We start from the raw sequence: 20,052 nt of genomic DNA on the forward strand, positions 1-20,052 counted from the left end.
ATAAACTTCTCCAACCGAAACAGAACTTATGTTCGCATAAAAGATTATAAAATATTCCTAGATAAAAAACAAACAAAATATTATTAAACGTTAATTTCTTTCTATTTATAATATTCAAACACCATATTACCATATTCACTTTTTAAATACATATATATTTTTGGCAGTTTATTGAATAAATCTTCCAATTCAATCAGAAAATAATGGCAAAAAAGAAGAGGAGTATATATATGGATACCGTAACATTAGCAAGAGCGTTTTTTGGTTCTTCATTAGCATTCCACATTATCTTTGCAACACTTGGAGTCGGGCTATCTTTGATGATTTTTATAAGTGAGATACTCTATCACTGGAAGAAAGATTCCGACTATGCCATTATGGCAAAAAGATGGACAAAGGCTTTTGCTATTCTTCTCGGTGTAGCAATTCCAACAGGAACAATTGTTGGTGTACAAATCTCACTTCTTTGGCCTGGTTTCGCCAAAATTGTTGGGCAAGTTATTTCTGTTCCCTTTCAAATTGAGATTTTCGCCTTCTTTTTAGAAGCTTTATTCATGTCTATTTATGTATATGCAGCTGATAAATTACCTCCATTCATGAGATTAATCTCACTCTTTTTCGTCATGATCGGCGCCACGGCATCCGCCGTGCTTATTACATCAGCAAATACATGGATGAATACACCCGCAGGCTTTTCCATGGGGCCAGATGGATCGGTTTTTAACGTTGATCCGTGGAAAGCTTTCTTTAATCCGAGCTTTGGCACAAGCGCATTCCACGTCGTTATTACAGCCTATGCGACTGGAGCAGCCGTCATTGCCTCTATCGCTGGATTTAAATTATTAAAGAAGAATGTAAGTGAGCGTGAAGTGGCTTATCATAAAAAGGGACTACTGCTAGGACTCGCCGTGACATTTATTACAGGTGCTACGATGTGGCTCTCAGGGCACGAATCAGCAATCGCCTTACATAAGCATTCACCTGAAAAACTTGCATCTGCTGAAGCTTTATTTGAAACGACATCACATGCTCCTTTATCAATTGGCGGGGTTGTGGATCCTAACACACTTGAACTAAACTATGCACTGGAAATTCCGAACATGCTTAGCCTATTAGTGGGACTAGACCCTAGCACCGTCGTAAAGGGTTTAAAGGAATTCCCACAAGAAACATGGCCACCATTTTACACACATACGCTGTTCAACTTAATGGTGGGCACCGCTGCCTTCACCTTTGCAGTTGCAGCAATCGCTCTCTTATATTGGTACTTCGTTTACCGAAAAAAAGGAGCCGAGTTACCGAAGTGGCTTCTTTGGGGAGCTACCGCATGTGGACCAGTTATGATGCTCGGTATTGAATTCGGATGGATTTTCAGCTGTAGCGGTCGTCAGCCGTGGACAATTTATGGTATGCAGCGTACAGTCGATGCTTCTACACGCGCTGATTTCGTCGGTCCTTTATTTATTCTATTCATTATTTTATATATCGGACTCGGTATTTTAACAGTCTTTGTACTACGGACATTCTTTAAGAGACATCCGCTAAAGAATGATTTACATCACCAAGGAGGCGATTCTCGTGCATGAGGAAAGCATTGCAATCATCATCTTATGGGCTCTTATTTTCGTATACAGTATATTAGGGTCCATTGATTTTGGAGCGGGTTTTTGGGGCATGGTATATGCAAAACATCCAACACTTGCTGCCAAGCTTGCCAATCGATACTTATCACCAACTTGGGAAGTAACAAATACGTTTCTTGTCTTTGTCGTTGTCGCTTTCCTTGGTTTCTTTCCGAAAGCAGCCTTTACCCTTGCAACCGTTATGTTCGTACCAGTCATGCTAATTCTAGTACTCGTTGCAATTCGTAGTACATTTATGGTATTTGCTTACTCTCTGCCGAAGTACCAACATCTTCTTCGGATTATTTCAGGTATTACAGGGCTCTTAATTCCAGCCCTATTAATTACCGTTTTACCTGTTACAGAGGGTGCCTACATTACAATGGCTGAAGGAAAAGAAGTACTCCTTTACGGAAAACTTCTTTCTAGTCCTGTTATTTATTGTTATATGCTATTCGGACTAACTTCGGAACTGTTTCTATCTTCTCTCTTTCTCGCTGATTTTGCGAGAGAGCAAGGTTCAGAAGATGCATATAGAATTTATAGAAGAAATGCCATCATACTTGGTCCTGCAACGCTCGTTACGGCAATTATAGCTCTCGTTGTAATGGACCCACAAACACACTGGCTAATGCAAGGATTAATAAAGCAATTCCCATGGTTTACAGTCTCTATCATTTTATTTGTTATCGGCTATTCCTCCCTTTGGTGGACAAATAAGAAATATAGCACACTAGGATTTCCTCGCATTGCAGTTTTAGCTGTCGTCGCTCAATATGCATTTGCAAGCTACGCTTACGGCGTCGCTCATTTACCGTATATCATTTACCCGGACGTAACTGTATTTACAAGCTTTACGACGGTCGAAACATTCTATGCGCTACTTATCCTCTACGCAATCGGGATTGCAATTTTACTACCCGGATTCATTTTCTTCTGGAATTTATTCTTGAAGGATCGAACTTTTTTAAAGGAAAAATAAACATATAAGCTGGAAATGGGGCATTATCATATATAATGTCCCTAAGTATTAGGCCCCTCTCTCGATAGTTATTTCACTACTATCTACATTTGCCTCCTATCATCAAATACACATATTCACTAGATTCAATTAAATGCCTAGTTCCTATCATTTTTTTGTGAATATACTGCTATATAAACTTGAGACAAGCTACATCCGTTCAAGGGAAAATAGAAAGGTAGGCTAACTATGAGCATTGAGATATGGATTACTATTATTGTATTCTTCTTAACGATGGTTGTTATTTTTTGGCGACCTCGTGGCTTAAATGAGGCATGGCCAGCAGCAATTGGTGCTGGTATTATCCTCATTACTGGACTTGTATCAAAGCCAGATGTCATGGACATTATAAGTAAAATCGGAGGCGCTGCCATAACGATATTGGCGACCATCGTTATGGCAGTTATATTAGAAAGCTTCGGCTTCTTCCATTGGGCTGCAGCAAAACTCGCAAATTTAGCGAAAGGTTCTGGACGCCGCCTATACTGGTACATTCAATTACTATGCTTTCTTATGACTCTTTTATTTAATAATGACGGTAGTATTTTGATTACAACCCCAATTTTAATCCTTCTTCTGAAAAATCTTCAATTAAAGCCTCATCAACAAATTCCTTATTTATTAAGCGGTGCTTTAATCGCCACTGCTTCTAGTGCACCAATCGGTGTAAGTAATATCGTAAACTTAATCGCATTAAATATCGTTAATATGACTCTTTATATGCATACTGCTATGATGTTTGTACCTGCAACATTAGGATTATTGTTTATGTCATGGCTCATGTACACTGTTTTAAAGAAAAAATTACCAGAGAAATTACCGGTTTCTTCATATGATATTGAAGAAATTTTCTTCACGAAAAACTTCCATCCGTTAAAAGGAAACAATTCTGTTGATACGAAACAAAAACGTACAAAATTCATGTTAAAAGTATTAGGTTTCGTCTTCCTTATGCGCTGTCTTCTGTTCGTTGCATCCTTCTTATCTATCCCAATCGAAATCGTTGCGGTGCTCGGTTCCCTCGTTCTTCTTATCTGGAGATGGTACTACTTACGAACAAACCCTGTCGATATTTTGAAAAAGACACCGTGGCACATTTTAATCTTCGCCTTCTCTATGTACGTCATTATTTACGGGCTTCACAACGCAGGATTAACAGCCGCACTTGTGCAATGGCTCGAGCCACTTGTAAGTCAGCATTTACTCTATGCTAGCTTTGCAATGGGCGGACTTGTATCCATCCTCTCTAACGTCTTCAATAACCACCCTGCCCTTATGATTGGTACAATCACATTAACAGAAATGGGGCTAGATCCAGTCACATTAAAAACAATCTACCTCGCAAACATTATTGGTAGTGACATCGGTTCACTATTATTACCAATCGGTACACTAGCTTCCCTCATCTGGATGTATATTCTGAAACAAAACAAAATTAAAGTAAAATGGAAAGATTATTTAAGCGTATCTCTCATCGTTATTCCTCTCACAACAGTCGTCACATTATTCCTCTTATACTACTGGGTACACCTCTTCTTTGCCTTATAAAGAAAACAGAAGCCCCCTTTGCTACCGTCTTAGCAAAGGGGGCTTTTTCTATAATTAAGTTAGGTACTACAGTGTGATCAATCAAGTAAAGAGGTGTAACGTGTTATTGGTATAAATGACTACCAGTATCTTTAAATTCTTTCGCCTTCTCTTTCATTCCTTTTTCAATTGCTTCTGTCGTTTCTAAGTCATTTTCTTTCGCATATTCACTAATATCATGTGAAATTCTCATACTACAAAACTTCGGTCCACACATTGAACAAAAATGAGCTGTTTTCGCTCCTTCTGCTGGTAACGTTTCATCGTGATACTCCATCGCACGTTCAGGATCTAAAGACAAATTAAATTGATCGCGCCAGCGAAATTCGAAACGTGCCTTTGAAAGTGCGTCATCACGCTGATGAGCCGTTTTATGCCCTTTCGCAAGATCAGCCGCATGTGCTGCAATTTTATACGTTATAACCCCTTCTCGAACATCATCTTTATTTGGTAAACCTAAATGTTCTTTCGGCGTTACATAACAAAGCATCGCCGTTCCAAACCAGCCGATCATTGCTGCTCCAATTGCGGATGTAATATGGTCATATCCTGGTGCAATATCTGTCGTTAGCGGCCCAAGTGTATAAAATGGCGCGCCCTGACAAATATCAAGTTCTTTCTCCATATTTTCTTTAATTAAGTGCATCGGTACATGTCCAGGTCCTTCAATCATAACTTGCACATCATGTTTCCAAGCGATTTTCGTCAATTCACCAAGCGTTTCAAGCTCCGAGAACTGCGCTTCGTCATTTGCATCTGCAATCGAACCTGGACGTAATCCATCTCCAAGCGAGAATGAAACATCGTACTGCTTCATAATTTCACAAATCTCTTCAAAATGAGTATATAGGAAGTTTTCTTTATGATGGAATAAACACCACTGTGCCATAATCGAACCACCGCGTGAAACGATACCTGTCGTACGTTTTGCAGTAATTGGAATGTAACGAAGTAATACACCAGCGTGAATCGTAAAGTAATCAACGCCTTGCTCCGCTTGCTCAATTAACGTATCACGGTACACTTCCCACGTTAAATCTTCTGCAATTCCGTTTACTTTCTCAAGTGCTTGATAAATGGGCACAGTTCCGACAGGTACAGGAGCATTACGAATAATCCATTCGCGCGTCGTATGAATATTTTTACCTGTAGATAAATCCATAATCGTATCTGCACCCCAGCGCGTTGCCCATGTCATCTTCTCTACTTCTTCTGCAATAGAAGAAGATACAGCAGAGTTTCCGATATTTGCATTTACCTTCACATGAAAGTTACGTCCGATAATCATCGGTTCTGCTTCCGGATGGTTAATATTCGCTGGTAAAATCGCACGACCTTCTGCGATTTCCTTACGAACAAACTCAGGCTCCACTCCTTCACGAATCGCAACATACTCCATCTCAGACGTAATAATGCCATTACGCGCATAGTGCATTTGCGTAACATTTGCACCTTCCTTCGCTCTAAGCGGCTTACGATCCATTTGCGGGAAAACAGGTGTATGTTTCGAAGCCACTTTCACACCGTCATCCTCTGGTTTTACTTCACGCCCTTCGTATGCCTCTACATCACCACGCCCTAGGATCCAAGAATGACGCGGCGCCTGCAACCCCTTTTCCAGCTCCACTTTATACTCAGGATCTGTATAAGGTCCACTCGTATCATACACACGGATGGGCGGATTTTGGACACCATTCGTATCGCTTTGTGCAATCTCACGCATCGGTACTTTCATACCTTCCCGTGGTCCATCTACATACACTTTCTTACTTCCTGGTAAACTCGATTTCAATTCAATTTGCTCAGCTGAAACAGATTGTTTCATAACCTTTGTTGCCCCCCTGTACGTGACAAGGACGAGATATGGCCAGCGTATGCCAAAACAAAAAGAGCCAGGTCCATAAAAAAATAAGGACCTGGCTCATAAAAGACATCATTATGTAAAGCCGTTAACTTCCCTACGCTGGTACGAGCCAGATCAGGTCCAAAGGGTTAAGAAGTTCACACGCTTCTCTCTCAGCCTACGCATACGTTAGGCACCCCTAGTTTATCACTGATTTAATTTTCAATACTTTCCCATCATACACGATAATCTGAAAAATGCAAAGTTTATTTATTTTCCGCTTACGGAATCATCCAAGTTAAATAATAAGCCTGAACATACGTCATAATCCCAACAATAATAACGAAGAACAAACTATGCTTCACTGTAAAACGGAACAAATCCGACTCTTTTCCGGCAAGTCCAACTGCCGCACAAGCAATTGCTATCGATTGCGGAGAAATCATCTTACCTGTTACACCACCTGTTGTATTTGCCGCAACGAGAAGTACTTCAGATACGCCAACTTGCTGCGCCGTAATTGCTTGTAAATTCGAGAACAGTGCGTTCGCTGACGTATCAGATCCTGTTAAGAATACACCAATCCAACCTAGGAATGGTGAGAAGAACGGGAATAGTCCGCCAGTTCCTGCTAGCGCTAGCGCTAATGTAGAAGATAGACCAGAATAGTTTGCGATAAATGCGAATCCTAATACGAATCCGATAGATAGAATTGGCATCTTAAGTTCGTTTAACGTTTCTTTAAATGTCGCTACTGCATCTTTTGCACTCATTTTCAAAATAAAGATAGAAATAATACAAGCAATTAAAATTGCCGTTCCAGTCGCTGATAAAACATCTAATTTCAAAATTGCTTCATAAGGCGTTGGTTTATTTACTATCGGCTCTGCTTTCATTACTAAATTGTGTAAGCCTGGAACTTCAAACTTAAATACAAGACTTTCTAAAGCACCTCCTGGAGCAAATAAGGATTTAAAGAAGCTTTGGCTCCAAACAACTACCATAACCGTTAGAATAATGAACGGAGACCATGCTTTCACTACTTTTCCTATTGTGAGTGTTGGCATAGATGTCGTCGTTGTTGCCGCTACTTCACTATTTGCTTGTTTAGATTGATAGATTTCTTTCGGCTGCCAAACTTTTAAGAACAGCGCTAAACTCACTAAACTTACAAGTGCTGACGTAATATCCGGAAGCTCTGGCCCTAGAAACATTGCTGTAATAAACTGTGTAATTGCAAACGAGCTACCTGCTACAAGTAACGCAGGCCACGTTTGTTTTACCCCTTTAAATCCATCCATTAAAAATACGATGAAGAACGGAACAAATAATGATAGAAACGGTAACTGATGTCCAGCCATTTGTCCGATTTTATGTGGATCAATACCCGTTACTTGTCCAGCAACTGTAATCGGAATTCCCATCGCTCCGAATGCTACCGGTGCAGTATTTGCGATTAAACAAAGACCAGCCGCATATAAAGGATTTAATCCGAGACCTGCTAGAAGCGCTGCCGTGATTGCTACTGGTGCACCGAATCCCGCAGCCCCTTCTAAAAATGCTCCGAATGAAAAACCAATTAGAATAACGAGTAAACGGTGATCGTTTGTAATAGATAATACAGATGCACGAATGACATCGAATTGACCTGTTTTTACGGAAATTTTATACAAAAATACCGACATAATGATTATCCAAGCAATTGGCCATAGTCCGTATAAAAAACCGTATCCGGTTGCTGCCATCGCCATCGTAAACGGCATTTTATAAGCGAATAACGCTACTAAAATTGTAAGTACAACTGTAATAAACCCTGCCACATACCCCTTCATGCGGAAAACTGCTAAAGCTAAGAAAAAAAAGATGATTGGAATAAGTGCGACTGCTGCCGAAATCCAAATGTTACCGAACGGATCATAAACTTGTGTCCATGTGTTCATTGTTCTCTCCCCCTAAAGAATCCCCTTTTAAATAGAATAACCTCATCAATAGACTATCAGGTCATCATACCTTTAAGTCTAAAAATAAAAAACGTTCAAGAAAACGTTTTCATCTAATCCCATTTATACTTTATCACAGCATTTTCCATAAAAAAAGATTTTTTTGAAAATTTTATTATTTAAAGAAAAAATCTTACAAAATCGTCACGTTCTTGTAATGTTCATCGATAGTAAGCTTGTAAAAATTACTGCATAATAATAGTATAACAACGGACATTATTTATGAGGTGATATATATGAATGGAAACAAAATACTAGCTGCTTTATCATACTTTAGTGTACTATTTGCCCCTATCTTATTCCCAATCATCGTTTGGATTGTGGGGGATGCTGAAACAAAGCCACATGCAAAACGTGCTCTATGGACACATATTATTCCAAGTATCGCTACATTTATCGGCGTAGCCATTTTAGGAATTATGGGCATCGGATCGGACCAACCAGATGTAACACTTGGAATTGGAGCAATGATTGTCTTAGCTATTTGCGGAATCATCAGCTTATACTACTTCATCTGGAACATTGTAAAAGGAATTAAAGTGCTGAAAGCTTAATTTTAAACAAACGTTTGTTTAAAAAAGGACACTTGCAATTTGCAAGTGTCCTTTTCCCGATTAGTGTGAGCTAATAATTAGCGGGGGATGCCCCTACGGATTAAAGTTTCACTTTATCGTCTTCGTTTCTTCTTTTTTCTCATCATTTTCTTTCGGCGCGTATTCGTTTTATCCGCTATAATGTGAAGCGTGCTCGCCACAACAATTCCCATTAGGAACGTTTTAATTTCCACCTCATGTTTTTTCGCAATTTCTATTAAGTTCCCGTCCAGTGCTATTACATTTAATAGAAATAAAAACGGAGAAAATACGATTAACATGTATGCAATACGAATTACATCACCAAGTATAATCGTATGTGTAAGAAAGGAACGATGTGGCATTACTTTCTTATACGGATACCAAAATATACGCAGGAATCCCCATTTATTATACGCATTACTGTACGTATCTAAATCAGGTGTTAAAAATGAAGTACCTACTAAAAAGCCAATTGCAAAAGTTAATAAAAAATCAAAATTTGTTAATCCATACGAAAAGAGCAGAAACAAAACAACCGGAAGGGATATTAAGTTTATTTTCGTATGCGTTTTTCCTGATGGCATAATGCACTTCCTCGCTTACGTTCGCCCTGTCACTCTATGACAGTTCTCACCTATTGATCTAATTTTTGATCGATAAATGATGTGTCTATATCCGAACCAAACCATTCTGCCAACTTCACTCGTGCCTTATCTTTCACATCTTCATTGACATATAATGACGCCTGTATTAGTGCGGCCGTTAATGCCCCTAAATCGTCCGTATAACCAACTCCAGCAATGAAATCTGGGATGGCATCAATCGGTGCAATAAAATAAGCAAGTGCTCCAATTACAATAATTTTCACCCGCTTTGGAACATCAGGTCTTTGCAAAACGTAAAACAGTAATAAACTTGCATAAATGACTGACTGTCCAGCTTGCTTTGCAACATGTTTTACTTTTTTCCAAAACGCTTCAACTGAAAATTTTTGTTTCATGTAAAAGCCCCCCTATTTTTCAAAAGAAATAAGCTACAATATATTACCAGTAAAAGTTCATCAAAATTACACATAATCTATCAATAAATTTTTATTTTAACAAACAAAACTAAAAAGAACAAGCGTTCGTTAATTTTTATACCCTTTCCTTCATATAATAGTTTTCTAGACAAACCATTACATATCTCCATTTCTTATTTCTCAACCATGAAAATTTTCACTTTCACTTAACATTCTTCTCTATCTTTGTTATATTTTCTAGTTGACGGACATATAAACGAATGATAAAGTTTTCTCTGGTAGTGACAAAACACATACAAAAAATGTAAAATGTTATAGTGTTTCTCAGAAATGAATTTTGTTGTATAATACAGAAATGACGTTATACTTATGAGCAGCAAAAGAAACCAAAAAAGGGTATGCATAGTTAAAGTCGTATATGGGTGAATATAGAAGCTCTAATTATGGCAAAAGAAACTATGTATTTTTTATTTTAACATTTTTCGCTCCAAAATCGACCAAGCCTGATAGAGAAAGGGTGGAAATGAATGAAAGAAACCTTGAAATCACAATTTCAAAATGTGCGTTTCACTTTATTCGTAGCTTTAGCCGTATGGCTGAAAACCTACATTATTACACGCACAAGCTTTGATTTAAAACTTGAATCTTTCATGCAAGAATTCATTTTATTCATTAGTCCATTAGCAGCATCATTACTGTTTGTGGGACTTGCATTATTTGCAAAAGGAAAAAAACGTAACTATATAGCACTTGGAATTAATTTTGTTTTAACGTTCATTCTTGTTGGTAACGTAATGTTCTACGGATTCTACAATGACTTCGTTACTTTACCAGTACTAGGGCAAACTTCTAACTTTGGAAGCTTAGGTTCTAGTGTAAAAGAATTATTTAACTACAAAATTATCCTTGCATTTGCGGATATTATCGTATTCTTCATCTTATTAAAGAAGAAGAAAAACTTTGCACCGACAGAGCGTGTAGCACGTCCGATGCGTTCTCTATACTTCGTGTCAACAGTTGCTATTTTCTTCGTAAACCTAGGGTTTGCAGAAGCTGAACGTCCAGAACTATTAACACGTTCATTCGACCGCGTTATGCTTGTTAAAAACTTAGGATTATATGTACACCAAGCATACGATCTTGGCTTACAAGCGAAGTCAAGTTCACAAAAGGCATTTGCAGACGGTAGTAAATTACAAGAAACAGAAAACTATGTGAAAACAACACAAAGTAAACCAGATCCAAATATGTTCGGTACTGCAAAAGGAAAAAACGTAATTGTTGTCTCTCTTGAGTCATTACAAACATTCTTAATTGGCGCAACAGTTAACGGACAAGAAGTTACACCATTCTTAAACCAATTTACGAAAGAAAGTTATTACTTTGATAACTTCTTCCATCAAACTGGGCAAGGTAAAACATCTGATGCTGAATTCTTAGTAGATACTTCTTTATATCCACTAGACCGTGGTGCTGTATTCTTCACACACGGTAACAACGAATACACAGCAACTCCAGAAATTTTACGTCAGCAAGGGTACCACACATCGGTATTCCACGCAAACAACGCAACATTCTGGAACCGTAACATTATGTATCCGGCACTTGGTTATGATCGTTACTACAACGAGCTTGACTACAAGATTACGCCAGAGACAAAATTAAACTGGGGATTAAAAGATATCGAATACTTTGATCAGTCTATCGATATGTTAAAAGAAGTGAAGCAACCATTCTATACTCGCTTCCTTACTTTAACAAACCATTACCCATTCTATTATGATGACAGTACGAAATTAATCGATGAATACAATTCTGGTGATGGTGTATTCGATCGTTACATGGTAACTGCTCGTTATTTAGACGAAGCAATGAAACACTTTATTGAGCGTCTAAAAGCAGAAGGTATTTATGACAACTCTGTAATTGTATTCTACGGTGACCATTATGGTATTTCTGAAAACCATAATCGTGCAATGGCACAGTTCTTAGGAAAAGAAGAAATTACTGCATTTGACCATATGAACTTACAAAAAACACCGATGTTTATTCACGTTCCAGGTCAAAAAGAAGGTAAAACAATTTCAAAACCAACTGGTGAAATTGACATTAAACCAACTATTCTAAACCTACTTGGTGTAGATTCTACGGATGACGTTCGATTCGGTCATGACGTATTCTCACCTGATAATAAAGGATTCGTTGTTCTTCGTGACGGTAGCTTCGTTACAGATAAGTACATGTACACGAACAGTACATTCTACGACCGTGCTACTGGCGAAGTTGTACAATTACCGAAAGAAGAATCTCAACCACTCATTGATCGTGCCCAAAATGAATTGAACATGTCAGACAAACTCATTGAAGGTGACTTACTTCGCTTCTCTGAAAGTAACAAGATTAAAACTGGTGAAGTAAAAACAGCTATTAAAGAAGAAAAGAAGAGCGCTGAGTAATCTCAGCCTCTTTTTTTTATTTTCCGCTATCCTTCCTTTCCTATTCATTAACTTTAAAATTACATAACCTTTACCAAATATTCACACCACATTAACGAAACATCCCTATAATAAAATATACAAACAAGGTTCTACATATTTCTTATCTCTCATCTTCAATAAGATCCCTTAAAGAAATATGCGAACCGTTTGTTTTCTACTTTCTTTTAATTGTCTTTTAAAGTGTTTTGTTCTCACGTACAAAACCTTCAATAAGATGATATCCCTATGAAAGATAGCTACCCTCCTTTTGCAGCATTCCATATGAATGTTGCTTTTTTTTATTTATAGGCAGGATTCTTATTTCTTATTTTCGAATTTGTATATACAAAATGCTATAAATCTCTATTACTTCCCTATTATTTACAAATACATATACGTCATATGTAGAGTATTGCTTACATAAAAATTACTATAGCGATTTTATGCCGCGTTAACCAGCAATAGGAATCCCACTTCAAAATTCGGTCGGATTCAAAAATCATACGGGCAGTCTACTAACCGTATAAGCTCGATTAATCAAAGTTTCACCTTACTTCAGTACTTACGAAAGGATGGGATGGAAATTGGCATATGAAAGATTTGTACTTTGGAATGATGCAGTTATTGATACAACAAAACAAAAAACATACATAGAACTAGAAGAAAGAGGCTTGCAATTTGGAGATGGTGTCTACGAGGTAATGCGGCTCTACAACGGAAACTTTCACTTATTAGATCCGCACATAACAAGACTATATCGCTCCCTGGAAGAAATAGAATTATCGCTCCCTTTCTCAAAAGCAGAGCTCATCACCTTGCTTTACAAACTCATTGAAAGTAATAATTTCTACGAAGATGGAACCATTTATTTGCAAGTATCTCGCGGTGTACAAGCTCGTACTCATGCATTCTCATATGACATTCCCCCGACAATCTATGCCTATATCACAAAGAAGGAAAGACCGGCTTTATGGATTGAATATGGTGTACGTGCTATATCAGAACCAGATACTCGCTGGCTTCGCTGTGATATTAAATCATTAAATTTACTACCAAATGTATTAGCTGCTACGAAAGCTGAACGCAAAGGTTGTAAAGAAGCCCTTCTCGTACGAAATGGTATTGTAACTGAAGGTAGCCGTTCCAACTTCTTTTTAATTAAAAATGGAACACTCTACACACATCCAGCCAATCATCTTATTTTAAACGGAATTATTCGTCAGTATGTCCTTTCTTTAGCTAATACTCTTCACATTCCTGTACAAGAAGAACTTTTTAGCATTCGTGACGTTTACCAAGCCGATGAATGTTTCTTTACAGGCACGACGATTGAAATCTTACCGATGACTCACCTTGATGGAGCTGCGATTCAAGATGGTCAAGTTGGCCCCATTACAAAAACAATACAAAAATCATTTTCTCAAAGCCTTTTAAAATCGAACACTCCATCTTCTTAAATACGAATAATTATCACTCCTTATAATGTTAATATATGTATTTAAATCAAAATCAAGGTAGAAATTCCTGCCTTGATTTTTTTCTTGTAATCTTTTTGTCACATTCAGTTTCCCGCATAAGTCTTGACAGTAATCGACATGCCTTTTAGAATTTTTAATAGTTGGTAAATTTTTCTTCACTACATTACAGACAGAAAGGAATCGACAAACTATGAAAAAATACCTTGCCGGTCTTGCGGCAGTGTCTGTAGCAGGAGGAGCAGCCCCTACACTTGATAGTGTGCAAGCTGCCCCGGAACAAAATACACAAAAAACTGCTACACAAACTGTACAAGCTTCTGCACCTAACACTTCATCTTACACGGTAAATGCTGATGTATTACATGTTCGTGCAGGATCAAGCACTTCTCAAGATATCATCTCTCGTGTTTATAACGGTCAATCATTAGACGTGATTGGCGAAGAAAATGGTTGGTTCAAAATTAACCATAATGGAAAAACTGGCTTTGTCAGTGGCGAATTTGTATCAAAAAAGGGAGCAAGTAATTCTAATGTAAGTACAACAGGTGGAAAGAATAAAGTTACTGCCGATGTATTACGTGTACGTACAGCTCCTAACACTTCTAGTTCTGTTTCAGGACGTGTGTATGAAGGACAAACATTAAACGTAATTGGTCAAGAAAATGGTTGGGTGAAAATCAACCACAATGGACAAACTGGTTACGTTAGTGGCCAATTCGTATCAGGTGTTTCTGCAAATACAGGAGCTACAAACGATACGAATCAACAAACTGTACAACCAGCAAGCGGAAACTATACAGTAAATGTATCTTCCCTTCGTGTTCGTACAGGTCCTAGTACTTCTCACACAACTATAGCTTCTATTACAAAAGGACAAGTAGTACAAGTTGTTGGCGAAGTTCAAGATTGGTTCAAAATCAATTATGCAGGACAAGCTGCCTACATAAGTAAAGACTACGTAACAAAGGGCGGTTCTAACGAAAACGGTTCACAAGGCAACAATCAAAACAATAACGTAACTGTTCAAACTGGTGGTACTTACGTTGTTAACGCAACGTCTCTACGTGTTCGTACAGGCCCTGCTGCTTACCATAGTGTAATTGGCGGCGTGTTAAATGGTACAACATTAAACGTAGTTGGATCTGAAGGTAGCTGGTTTAAAGTTAATTACCAAGGAAAAACTGGTTTTGTGAGTAGCGAGTTTGTAAAATTCGTTAAAGGTGGCACTGCTACTCCTGAACAACCAAAACAACCTGAAAAACCTAACCAAGGTGCAATTGGTGACTACTACATTAATGCTTCTGCACTAAATGTACGTAGTGGCGAAGGTACAAATTATAGAATCATAGGGGCACTTTCACAAGGACAGAAGGTGCAAGTAATCTCTGAAAACTCTGGATGGAGTAAAATTAACTATAATGGCCAAAATGGTTATATCGGAACACGTTTCCTATCTAAAACACCAGTTGGTGGTGCAGTAGATAAGCCTAACAACAATAATAATCAAAATAACAACAATCAAAACAACAACAATACAGGCAACAACAGCGGTGACACTTCTTCTCTACTTGCATACGCGAAATCTATGCAAGGTGTACCATACGTTTGGGGCGGTACTTCTGCTAACGGTGTTGACTGCAGTGGTTACATCTACCACGTATTTAAGAAATTTGGTCATAACATTAGCCGTCAAAGTGTTGCAGGATATTGGAGCAGCTTACCGAAAACTTCAAGTCCACAACCAGGCGACTTAATTTATTTCCAAAACACTTATAAAGCAGGTCCTTCTCATATGGGAATTTACCTTGGGGGCGGATCATTTATCCAATCTGGAGATAAAGGTGTAGCAATTGCTTCACTAAGTAACTCTTATTGGAAGAGCCACTTCTTAGGTTATACGAAAGCACCTTAAGTTATAGTTTCAGAGCCTTCTAGATTACTAGAAGGCTCTTTTTTAAAGAACTCAATATAGTAATCCCCTTTTGTTCTCTCTCCACACAAAAATAATGCATACCTTCTCCTATTTCATACACTATATTCTATAAAAATTATTCAAAACGTTATCACAATGAATATATTTCCACAAAAAACATAACCTATTTCATGTCTATTCATTTCATATGTGTTTTTTTGAAGAATTTTCTTTTTATTTAAACTTTTCGTTAGACGTTTGACCTCCGATGTCCATTATGATAAGTTACTTAAGATGTTATATTCGCAAAAGTATAGACAACTGGTTTATACACTTTTTTACTATGAGGAAGGAGCATACACTGCATGAATCTTTTATGGGGAATTGGCGGCGTGATTGGAGTATTAGCAATTGCTTTTTTACTATCTTCCAACCGCAAAGCTATTAATTGGCGCACAATTTTAATCGCGCTAGCATTACAAATGTCATTTTCATTTATCGTATTACGCTGGGATGCTGGTAAAGCAGGTTTAAAACACGCTGCTGATGGTGTTCAAGGATTAATTAATTTTTCTTACGAGGGAATTAAGTTCGTTGCTGGGGATTTAGTCAACGCAAAAGGCCCTTGGGGATTTGTCTTCTTTATTCAAGCACTACTTCCAATTGTATTTATTAGTTCATTAGTAGCAATCTTATATCATTTCGGTATTATGCAGAAATTTGTTAGTGTCGTTGGTGGTGCATTAAGTAAACTTCTTGGAACTTCTAAAGCAGAAAGTTTAAACTCAGTAACAACTGTATTTTTAGGACAAACTGAGGCACCAATCTTAATCAAACCTTACTTAGCACGCTTAACAAATAGTGAGTTCTTCACTATTATGGTAAGTGGTATGACGGCTGTTGCCGGGTCAGTTCTTGTCGGCTATGCAGCGATGGGAATTCCGTTAGAACACTTATTAGCAGCAGCAATTATGGCAGCTCCATCAAGTTTATTAATTGCAAAACTAATTATGCCAGAAACAGAAGAAGTAGATAATAACGTTGAGCTTTCTACAGAACGTGAAGATGCAAACGTTATTGATGCAGCTGCACGTGGTGCATCTGAAGGTATGCAACTTGTTATTAACGTAGCAGCAATGTTAATGGCTTTCATCGCATTAATCGCTTTATTAAATGGATTATTAGGATGGGTTGGTTCTTGGTTCGATATTAAACTTAGCCTAGATTTAATCTTCGGTTACTTATTATCACCATTTGCAATCTTAATCGGGGTTTCTCCAGGTGAAGCTATACAAGCAGCAAGCTTTATCGGTCAAAAACTTGCAATCAACGAATTCGTTGCATATGCAAACTTAGGACCACATATGGCAGAGTTTTCTGCAAAAACAAATCTGATTTTAACATTCGCAATCTGTGGATTCGCAAACTTCTCTTCTATTGCAATTCAATTAGGTGTAACTGGAACGTTAGCTCCTACTCGCCGTAAACAAATTGCACAATTAGGGATTAAAGCAGTTATCGCTGGTACACTAGCGAACTTCTTAAACGCAGCAGTTGCAGGTATGATGTTCCTATAAATTTATATCAAATCTCCTCTTTCCAAAGAGGAGATTTTTTTTGCATATATAAATGTATTTTTTATATATGCAAAATACTTTATACTTAAATACAAGAACATTATGATACAATAATTAGTAAGTCTGTTTATTTTTTCTTGTGCAAGGGAGATACTACTTCATTTTGTTCTATTAAAAATGAATTGCAGTTACATGGTCTAATTCTTATTAATTGCGCATACTACAAGTATCCTTGCCTGAATTACCTTTAAGGAGGAACGTTTGTGAAAAATAATTTCTATAAAGTCTTCTCTATGTGGATTTTACAAATTTTATTTTATTTTACAACTGTACATGTGACGCATTATGAGCATGCTCTCATTTTTACAATTATATATGTAATCGTTAATGTACTATTTCTATTTTTGCCTGATAAAACCGCATTTGTTTTCTTCATATTGGGAACCATTATTTCGGTATTCTATTTATTCTATCAAGCGTGGCTTTACTTATGGAGTACATCAGATCAATGGGAGTACATTATTACTCACTTCCTGATGGTAGCAAACTTCTTCATTGTTTACATCTCAACACATCTATTAAAGAAAGTTATTCATGAGAATAAAGAATTAACTGAACGTGTGAGAACGCTAGAACAATACATTGGAGAATCAAAATTATTAACGAGACAAGAATTCGAAAGAAGACAAGCATTATTAATAACTGCAATGAATCGTCGCAATGAATCAGGTATTATCATTTACTTCGATTTCGCTTCCTTTAGTAAATACACGAAAGAAAGCGTCATGGACCGTGTAGCTTCATTATTAGTTGAAACGGTAAGAAATGACTTTGACCTTGCTGCTGAATACGATAGCAATACACTGGTTATTTTACTACAAAACACAAATGAAGCCGGTGCTAACATTGTAATGAACCGCCTACAGCCAAAAATGGGGCAATGGCTTGCTGCTGAAGCAATTCAAGATATAAAAATTTCGCGAGAGCAAATTGGAAGTAAAGGACCGACATTATTATGATGACGCTTGTTATACTCCTTTTATTTCTTTTATTCTGTGTACTCGTTTTTTGGATTAGCATCGCATTTTCAATTAAATACGTACTTATTTTTACAGCCTTTCTATTCTCTGGCTTACTCGTTTATTATTCTTTCTTAACACTCGCAGGCTTAATTCACCGAAATAGTAAACGAAAAGATCGTACGCTAGAACATTATCCGAGCGTCGATATTTTAATACCCGCCCATAATGAAGGGGTCGTTATTAAAGATACATTAGAGGCGATGGCAAAGATTGAATATCCAGGCAAACTAACTGTTTATTTATTAAACGATAATTCTCAGGATGAAACACCTGAAATTGGTGATGATTTTGACAAAGCTTATGCTCATATCCGTCACATTCGTGTCCCGCCTGGTGAACCAAAAGGAAAATCACGTGTATTAAACTATGGGCTTAGTATTTCGGATGGTGAATATTTCTGCGTTTACGATGCAGACAATCAACCTGAACCACATGCTCTGCGAATGCTTGTCGAACATGCTGAAACAACCAAAGATGCTGTTGGGGCTGTTGGACACGTTCGTACAGTCAATGAAAACAGAAACTGGCTGACACGAATGATTTCACTAGAGTTTCAAATCTTCCAGCTCCTTATGCAATCTGGACGCTGGTTACTATTCCAAACAGGTTCACTAACAGGAACGAACATGCTTCTTCGTCGCTCTGCCTTAGAAGAGCTTGGTGGCTATGATCCTTATGCAATTGCAGAAGACGCTGAATTAACATTACGAATTACACAAAAAGGCTATCTCTTACCAATCGTTCCAGAATCGATTACATGGGAACAAGAACCTGAGCATTTAAAAATTCTTATTAAACAACGTACACGTTGGCTCCAAGGAAACCTCTATATTTTAGAAAAGATGTTTTCTTCGTTAAGTTTCTTTAAAGGGAAACTTCTTGTCCATTCCTTGCAGCAAGTTTTAGTGTATGTCGTATTTTGGCTATTTTTAATCATTTCAAACGTTTGGTTTGTCATTGGACTACTCGGGATATTCCAGATTCAATATAGTATTCCGTTACTATTTATGTGGTATGTTGCATATATTACATATGTTTCGCAATTATTTAGTGCCCAGAGCGTCGAACGAACCTTTACACCGACGAATATTTTTATTAGCGTCATCATGTACTTTACGTACGCACAGCTCTTCACGTATTTATTTATTCGCAGTCTAATCTTATACTTACGTGCAAAGAGCAAGAAACAAGTCATCGGCTGGGATAAAACCGTTCGATTCAAAAAAGATAAATAATAAAAATAAGCACAGAGCGCCGTATGCTCTGTGCTTATTTATTGCCGTATAAATTATATATCAGACAATACCCCTTAGCTGAAAGTAATTTCACGTCCATCCCCCAACGAACGATCGACCTTCATTTATATACGAAAAAGTGATTGCTATTTTTGTAGAACCAATTGCTTCTCTTGCTGATCTTTGCGCGTTTCAGTCTTAGGTTCCGTGCTTTCTTGCACATTTCGATGTGCCACACGTTTCAAACAAATATGCTTCCACTTTCTTTCGTAACGTTTCATTATTCTAGATGTCCCCCTTGAATGCGCTTTAAAACTATTTGAAATCGCTTACAGGAAATAATATAGCACATATACATAAAAGTGACAACACATTTCCGACATATTTTTGACAAAAATATGAATAGAATTCATAAAATATCGAACATTGTCGAAAGCTATCATTTTTTCTTCGTATAAAAGGCATACTACTTATATAGTACAGTATTTTATTTCCCTGATTTGTATTTAAAATCTCTTCTATATAAAATGAAACTTTAATCAGTAGGGCTTTGTTCATCTCCCACTTAACTTCTTTGCTTTTGCTGAATTTTGAGGTGGGTGTCTTACTGCCACAAATAGAG

General features: G+C 37.4%; 15 protein-coding genes and 1 riboswitch. Of the genes, 10 read left to right on the forward strand and 5 right to left on the reverse strand.

The genetic code is table 11. The features are described 5' to 3' along the window. Window positions 1-230: 230 nt before the first annotated feature. From cydA to MHH42_RS26315, 3 genes are all read left to right on the forward strand, one after another. Window positions 231-1,586: a cytochrome ubiquinol oxidase subunit I gene (cydA, locus tag MHH42_RS26305; protein ID WP_097837597.1), complete on the forward strand. Its 1,356-nt coding sequence runs from the start codon at window positions 231-233 to the stop codon at window positions 1,584-1,586. Continuing rightward, window positions 1,579-2,604, forward strand: a complete 1,026-nt coding sequence (locus MHH42_RS26310; protein WP_000544171.1) for a cytochrome d ubiquinol oxidase subunit II — start codon at window positions 1,579-1,581, stop codon at window positions 2,602-2,604. Before cydA ends, MHH42_RS26310 begins: the two co-directional genes overlap by 8 nt. A gap of 228 nt (window positions 2,605-2,832) precedes the next feature. After that, complete coding sequence (locus tag MHH42_RS26315; RefSeq protein ID WP_016107258.1) at window positions 2,833-4,191, forward strand: arsenic transporter; 1,359 nt, start codon at window positions 2,833-2,835, stop codon at window positions 4,189-4,191. Window positions 4,192-4,294: 103 nt separating this feature from the next. Here the strand turns inward: MHH42_RS26315 and thiC are convergent, their stop codons facing one another. Next, window positions 4,295-6,055 carry a phosphomethylpyrimidine synthase ThiC gene (gene thiC / locus MHH42_RS26320; RefSeq protein ID WP_340894580.1) on the reverse strand — a complete coding sequence of 587 codons (1,761 nt, stop codon included), beginning with the start codon at window positions 6,053-6,055 and terminating at the stop codon, window positions 4,295-4,297. A gap of 113 nt (window positions 6,056-6,168) precedes the next feature. Beyond that, a riboswitch (TPP riboswitch) is annotated at window positions 6,169-6,284 on the reverse strand. A gap of 70 nt (window positions 6,285-6,354) precedes the next feature. After that, the gene (gene lldP, locus MHH42_RS26325; RefSeq protein WP_097873023.1) at window positions 6,355-8,013 is read right to left on the reverse strand and encodes an L-lactate permease; all 1,659 of its coding nucleotides are present in this window, start codon (window positions 8,011-8,013) and stop codon (window positions 6,355-6,357) included. 296 nt (window positions 8,014-8,309) lie between these two features. On the opposite strand from lldP, the gene MHH42_RS26330 reads away from it, so the two are divergent. After that, window positions 8,310-8,627 (forward strand): DUF4870 domain-containing protein, encoded by a 318-nt coding sequence (locus tag MHH42_RS26330; protein WP_001014094.1) that lies wholly within the window; start codon window positions 8,310-8,312, stop codon window positions 8,625-8,627. A 113-nt stretch (window positions 8,628-8,740) separates the two neighbouring features. Here the strand turns inward: MHH42_RS26330 and MHH42_RS26335 are convergent, their stop codons facing one another. Together MHH42_RS26335 and MHH42_RS26340 are read right to left on the reverse strand one after the other, a co-directional pair. Then, window positions 8,741-9,232 (reverse strand): metal-binding protein, encoded by a 492-nt coding sequence (locus tag MHH42_RS26335; protein WP_001139015.1) that lies wholly within the window; start codon window positions 9,230-9,232, stop codon window positions 8,741-8,743. Window positions 9,233-9,282: 50 nt separating this feature from the next. Next, window positions 9,283-9,648, reverse strand: a complete 366-nt coding sequence (locus MHH42_RS26340; protein WP_000810376.1) for a YkvA family protein — start codon at window positions 9,646-9,648, stop codon at window positions 9,283-9,285. A 548-nt stretch (window positions 9,649-10,196) separates the two neighbouring features. On the opposite strand from MHH42_RS26340, the gene MHH42_RS26345 reads away from it, so the two are divergent. From MHH42_RS26345 to MHH42_RS26370, 6 genes are all read left to right on the forward strand, one after another. Then, complete coding sequence (locus MHH42_RS26345) at window positions 10,197-12,125, forward strand: LTA synthase family protein (protein WP_016107261.1); 1,929 nt, start codon at window positions 10,197-10,199, stop codon at window positions 12,123-12,125. 593 nt (window positions 12,126-12,718) lie between these two features. Then, entirely contained in the window at window positions 12,719-13,603 is an 885-nt protein-coding gene (locus tag MHH42_RS26350; RefSeq protein WP_002060282.1) for a D-amino-acid transaminase, read from the forward strand. Between the two features lie 211 nt (window positions 13,604-13,814). Continuing rightward, window positions 13,815-15,536, forward strand: a complete 1,722-nt coding sequence (locus MHH42_RS26355) for a C40 family peptidase (protein WP_016107262.1) — start codon at window positions 13,815-13,817, stop codon at window positions 15,534-15,536. A 365-nt stretch (window positions 15,537-15,901) separates the two neighbouring features. Continuing rightward, on the forward strand, window positions 15,902-17,113 hold the full coding sequence (locus tag MHH42_RS26360) for a NupC/NupG family nucleoside CNT transporter (protein ID WP_001051017.1): 1,212 nt from the start codon (window positions 15,902-15,904) through the stop codon (window positions 17,111-17,113). Window positions 17,114-17,376: 263 nt separating this feature from the next. Then, window positions 17,377-18,132: a diguanylate cyclase domain-containing protein gene (locus tag MHH42_RS26365; RefSeq protein ID WP_000794326.1), complete on the forward strand. Its 756-nt coding sequence runs from the start codon at window positions 17,377-17,379 to the stop codon at window positions 18,130-18,132. Then, window positions 18,129-19,430, forward strand: coding sequence for a glycosyltransferase family 2 protein (locus MHH42_RS26370; protein WP_000988737.1), 1,302 nt, complete (start codon window positions 18,129-18,131; stop codon window positions 19,428-19,430). The genes MHH42_RS26365 and MHH42_RS26370 overlap by 4 nt, the downstream gene beginning before the upstream one ends. 146 nt (window positions 19,431-19,576) lie before the next feature. Here the strand turns inward: MHH42_RS26370 and MHH42_RS26375 are convergent, their stop codons facing one another. Next, window positions 19,577-19,711, reverse strand: a complete 135-nt coding sequence (locus MHH42_RS26375) for a hypothetical protein (protein WP_000833064.1) — start codon at window positions 19,709-19,711, stop codon at window positions 19,577-19,579. Window positions 19,712-20,052 lie beyond the last annotated feature (341 nt).

The organism is Bacillus sp. FSL L8-0099, from assembly GCF_038006385.1.
GTDB classification, from domain to species: Bacteria; Bacillota; Bacilli; order Bacillales; family Bacillaceae_G; genus Bacillus_A; species Bacillus_A toyonensis.

Coding starts and splice junctions, on each gene's coding strand:
- cydA (WP_097837597.1), top strand. CDS start 231: ATGGATACCGTAACATTAGCAAGAGCGTTTTTTGGTTCTTCATTAGCA.
- MHH42_RS26315 (WP_016107258.1), top strand. CDS start 2,833: ATGAGCATTGAGATATGGATTACTATTATTGTATTCTTCTTAACGATG.
- thiC (WP_340894580.1), bottom strand. CDS start 6,055: ATGAAACAATCTGTTTCAGCTGAGCAAATTGAATTGAAATCGAGTTTA.
- lldP (WP_097873023.1), bottom strand. CDS start 8,013: ATGAACACATGGACACAAGTTTATGATCCGTTCGGTAACATTTGGATT.
- MHH42_RS26330 (WP_001014094.1), top strand. CDS start 8,310: ATGAATGGAAACAAAATACTAGCTGCTTTATCATACTTTAGTGTACTA.
- MHH42_RS26335 (WP_001139015.1), bottom strand. CDS start 9,232: ATGCCATCAGGAAAAACGCATACGAAAATAAACTTAATATCCCTTCCG.
- MHH42_RS26340 (WP_000810376.1), bottom strand. CDS start 9,648: ATGAAACAAAAATTTTCAGTTGAAGCGTTTTGGAAAAAAGTAAAACAT.
- MHH42_RS26345 (WP_016107261.1), top strand. CDS start 10,197: ATGAAAGAAACCTTGAAATCACAATTTCAAAATGTGCGTTTCACTTTA.
- MHH42_RS26350 (WP_002060282.1), top strand. CDS start 12,719: ATGGGATGGAAATTGGCATATGAAAGATTTGTACTTTGGAATGATGCA.
- MHH42_RS26355 (WP_016107262.1), top strand. CDS start 13,815: ATGAAAAAATACCTTGCCGGTCTTGCGGCAGTGTCTGTAGCAGGAGGA.
- MHH42_RS26360 (WP_001051017.1), top strand. CDS start 15,902: ATGAATCTTTTATGGGGAATTGGCGGCGTGATTGGAGTATTAGCAATT.
- MHH42_RS26370 (WP_000988737.1), top strand. CDS start 18,129: ATGATGACGCTTGTTATACTCCTTTTATTTCTTTTATTCTGTGTACTC.
- MHH42_RS26375 (WP_000833064.1), bottom strand. CDS start 19,711: ATGAAACGTTACGAAAGAAAGTGGAAGCATATTTGTTTGAAACGTGTG.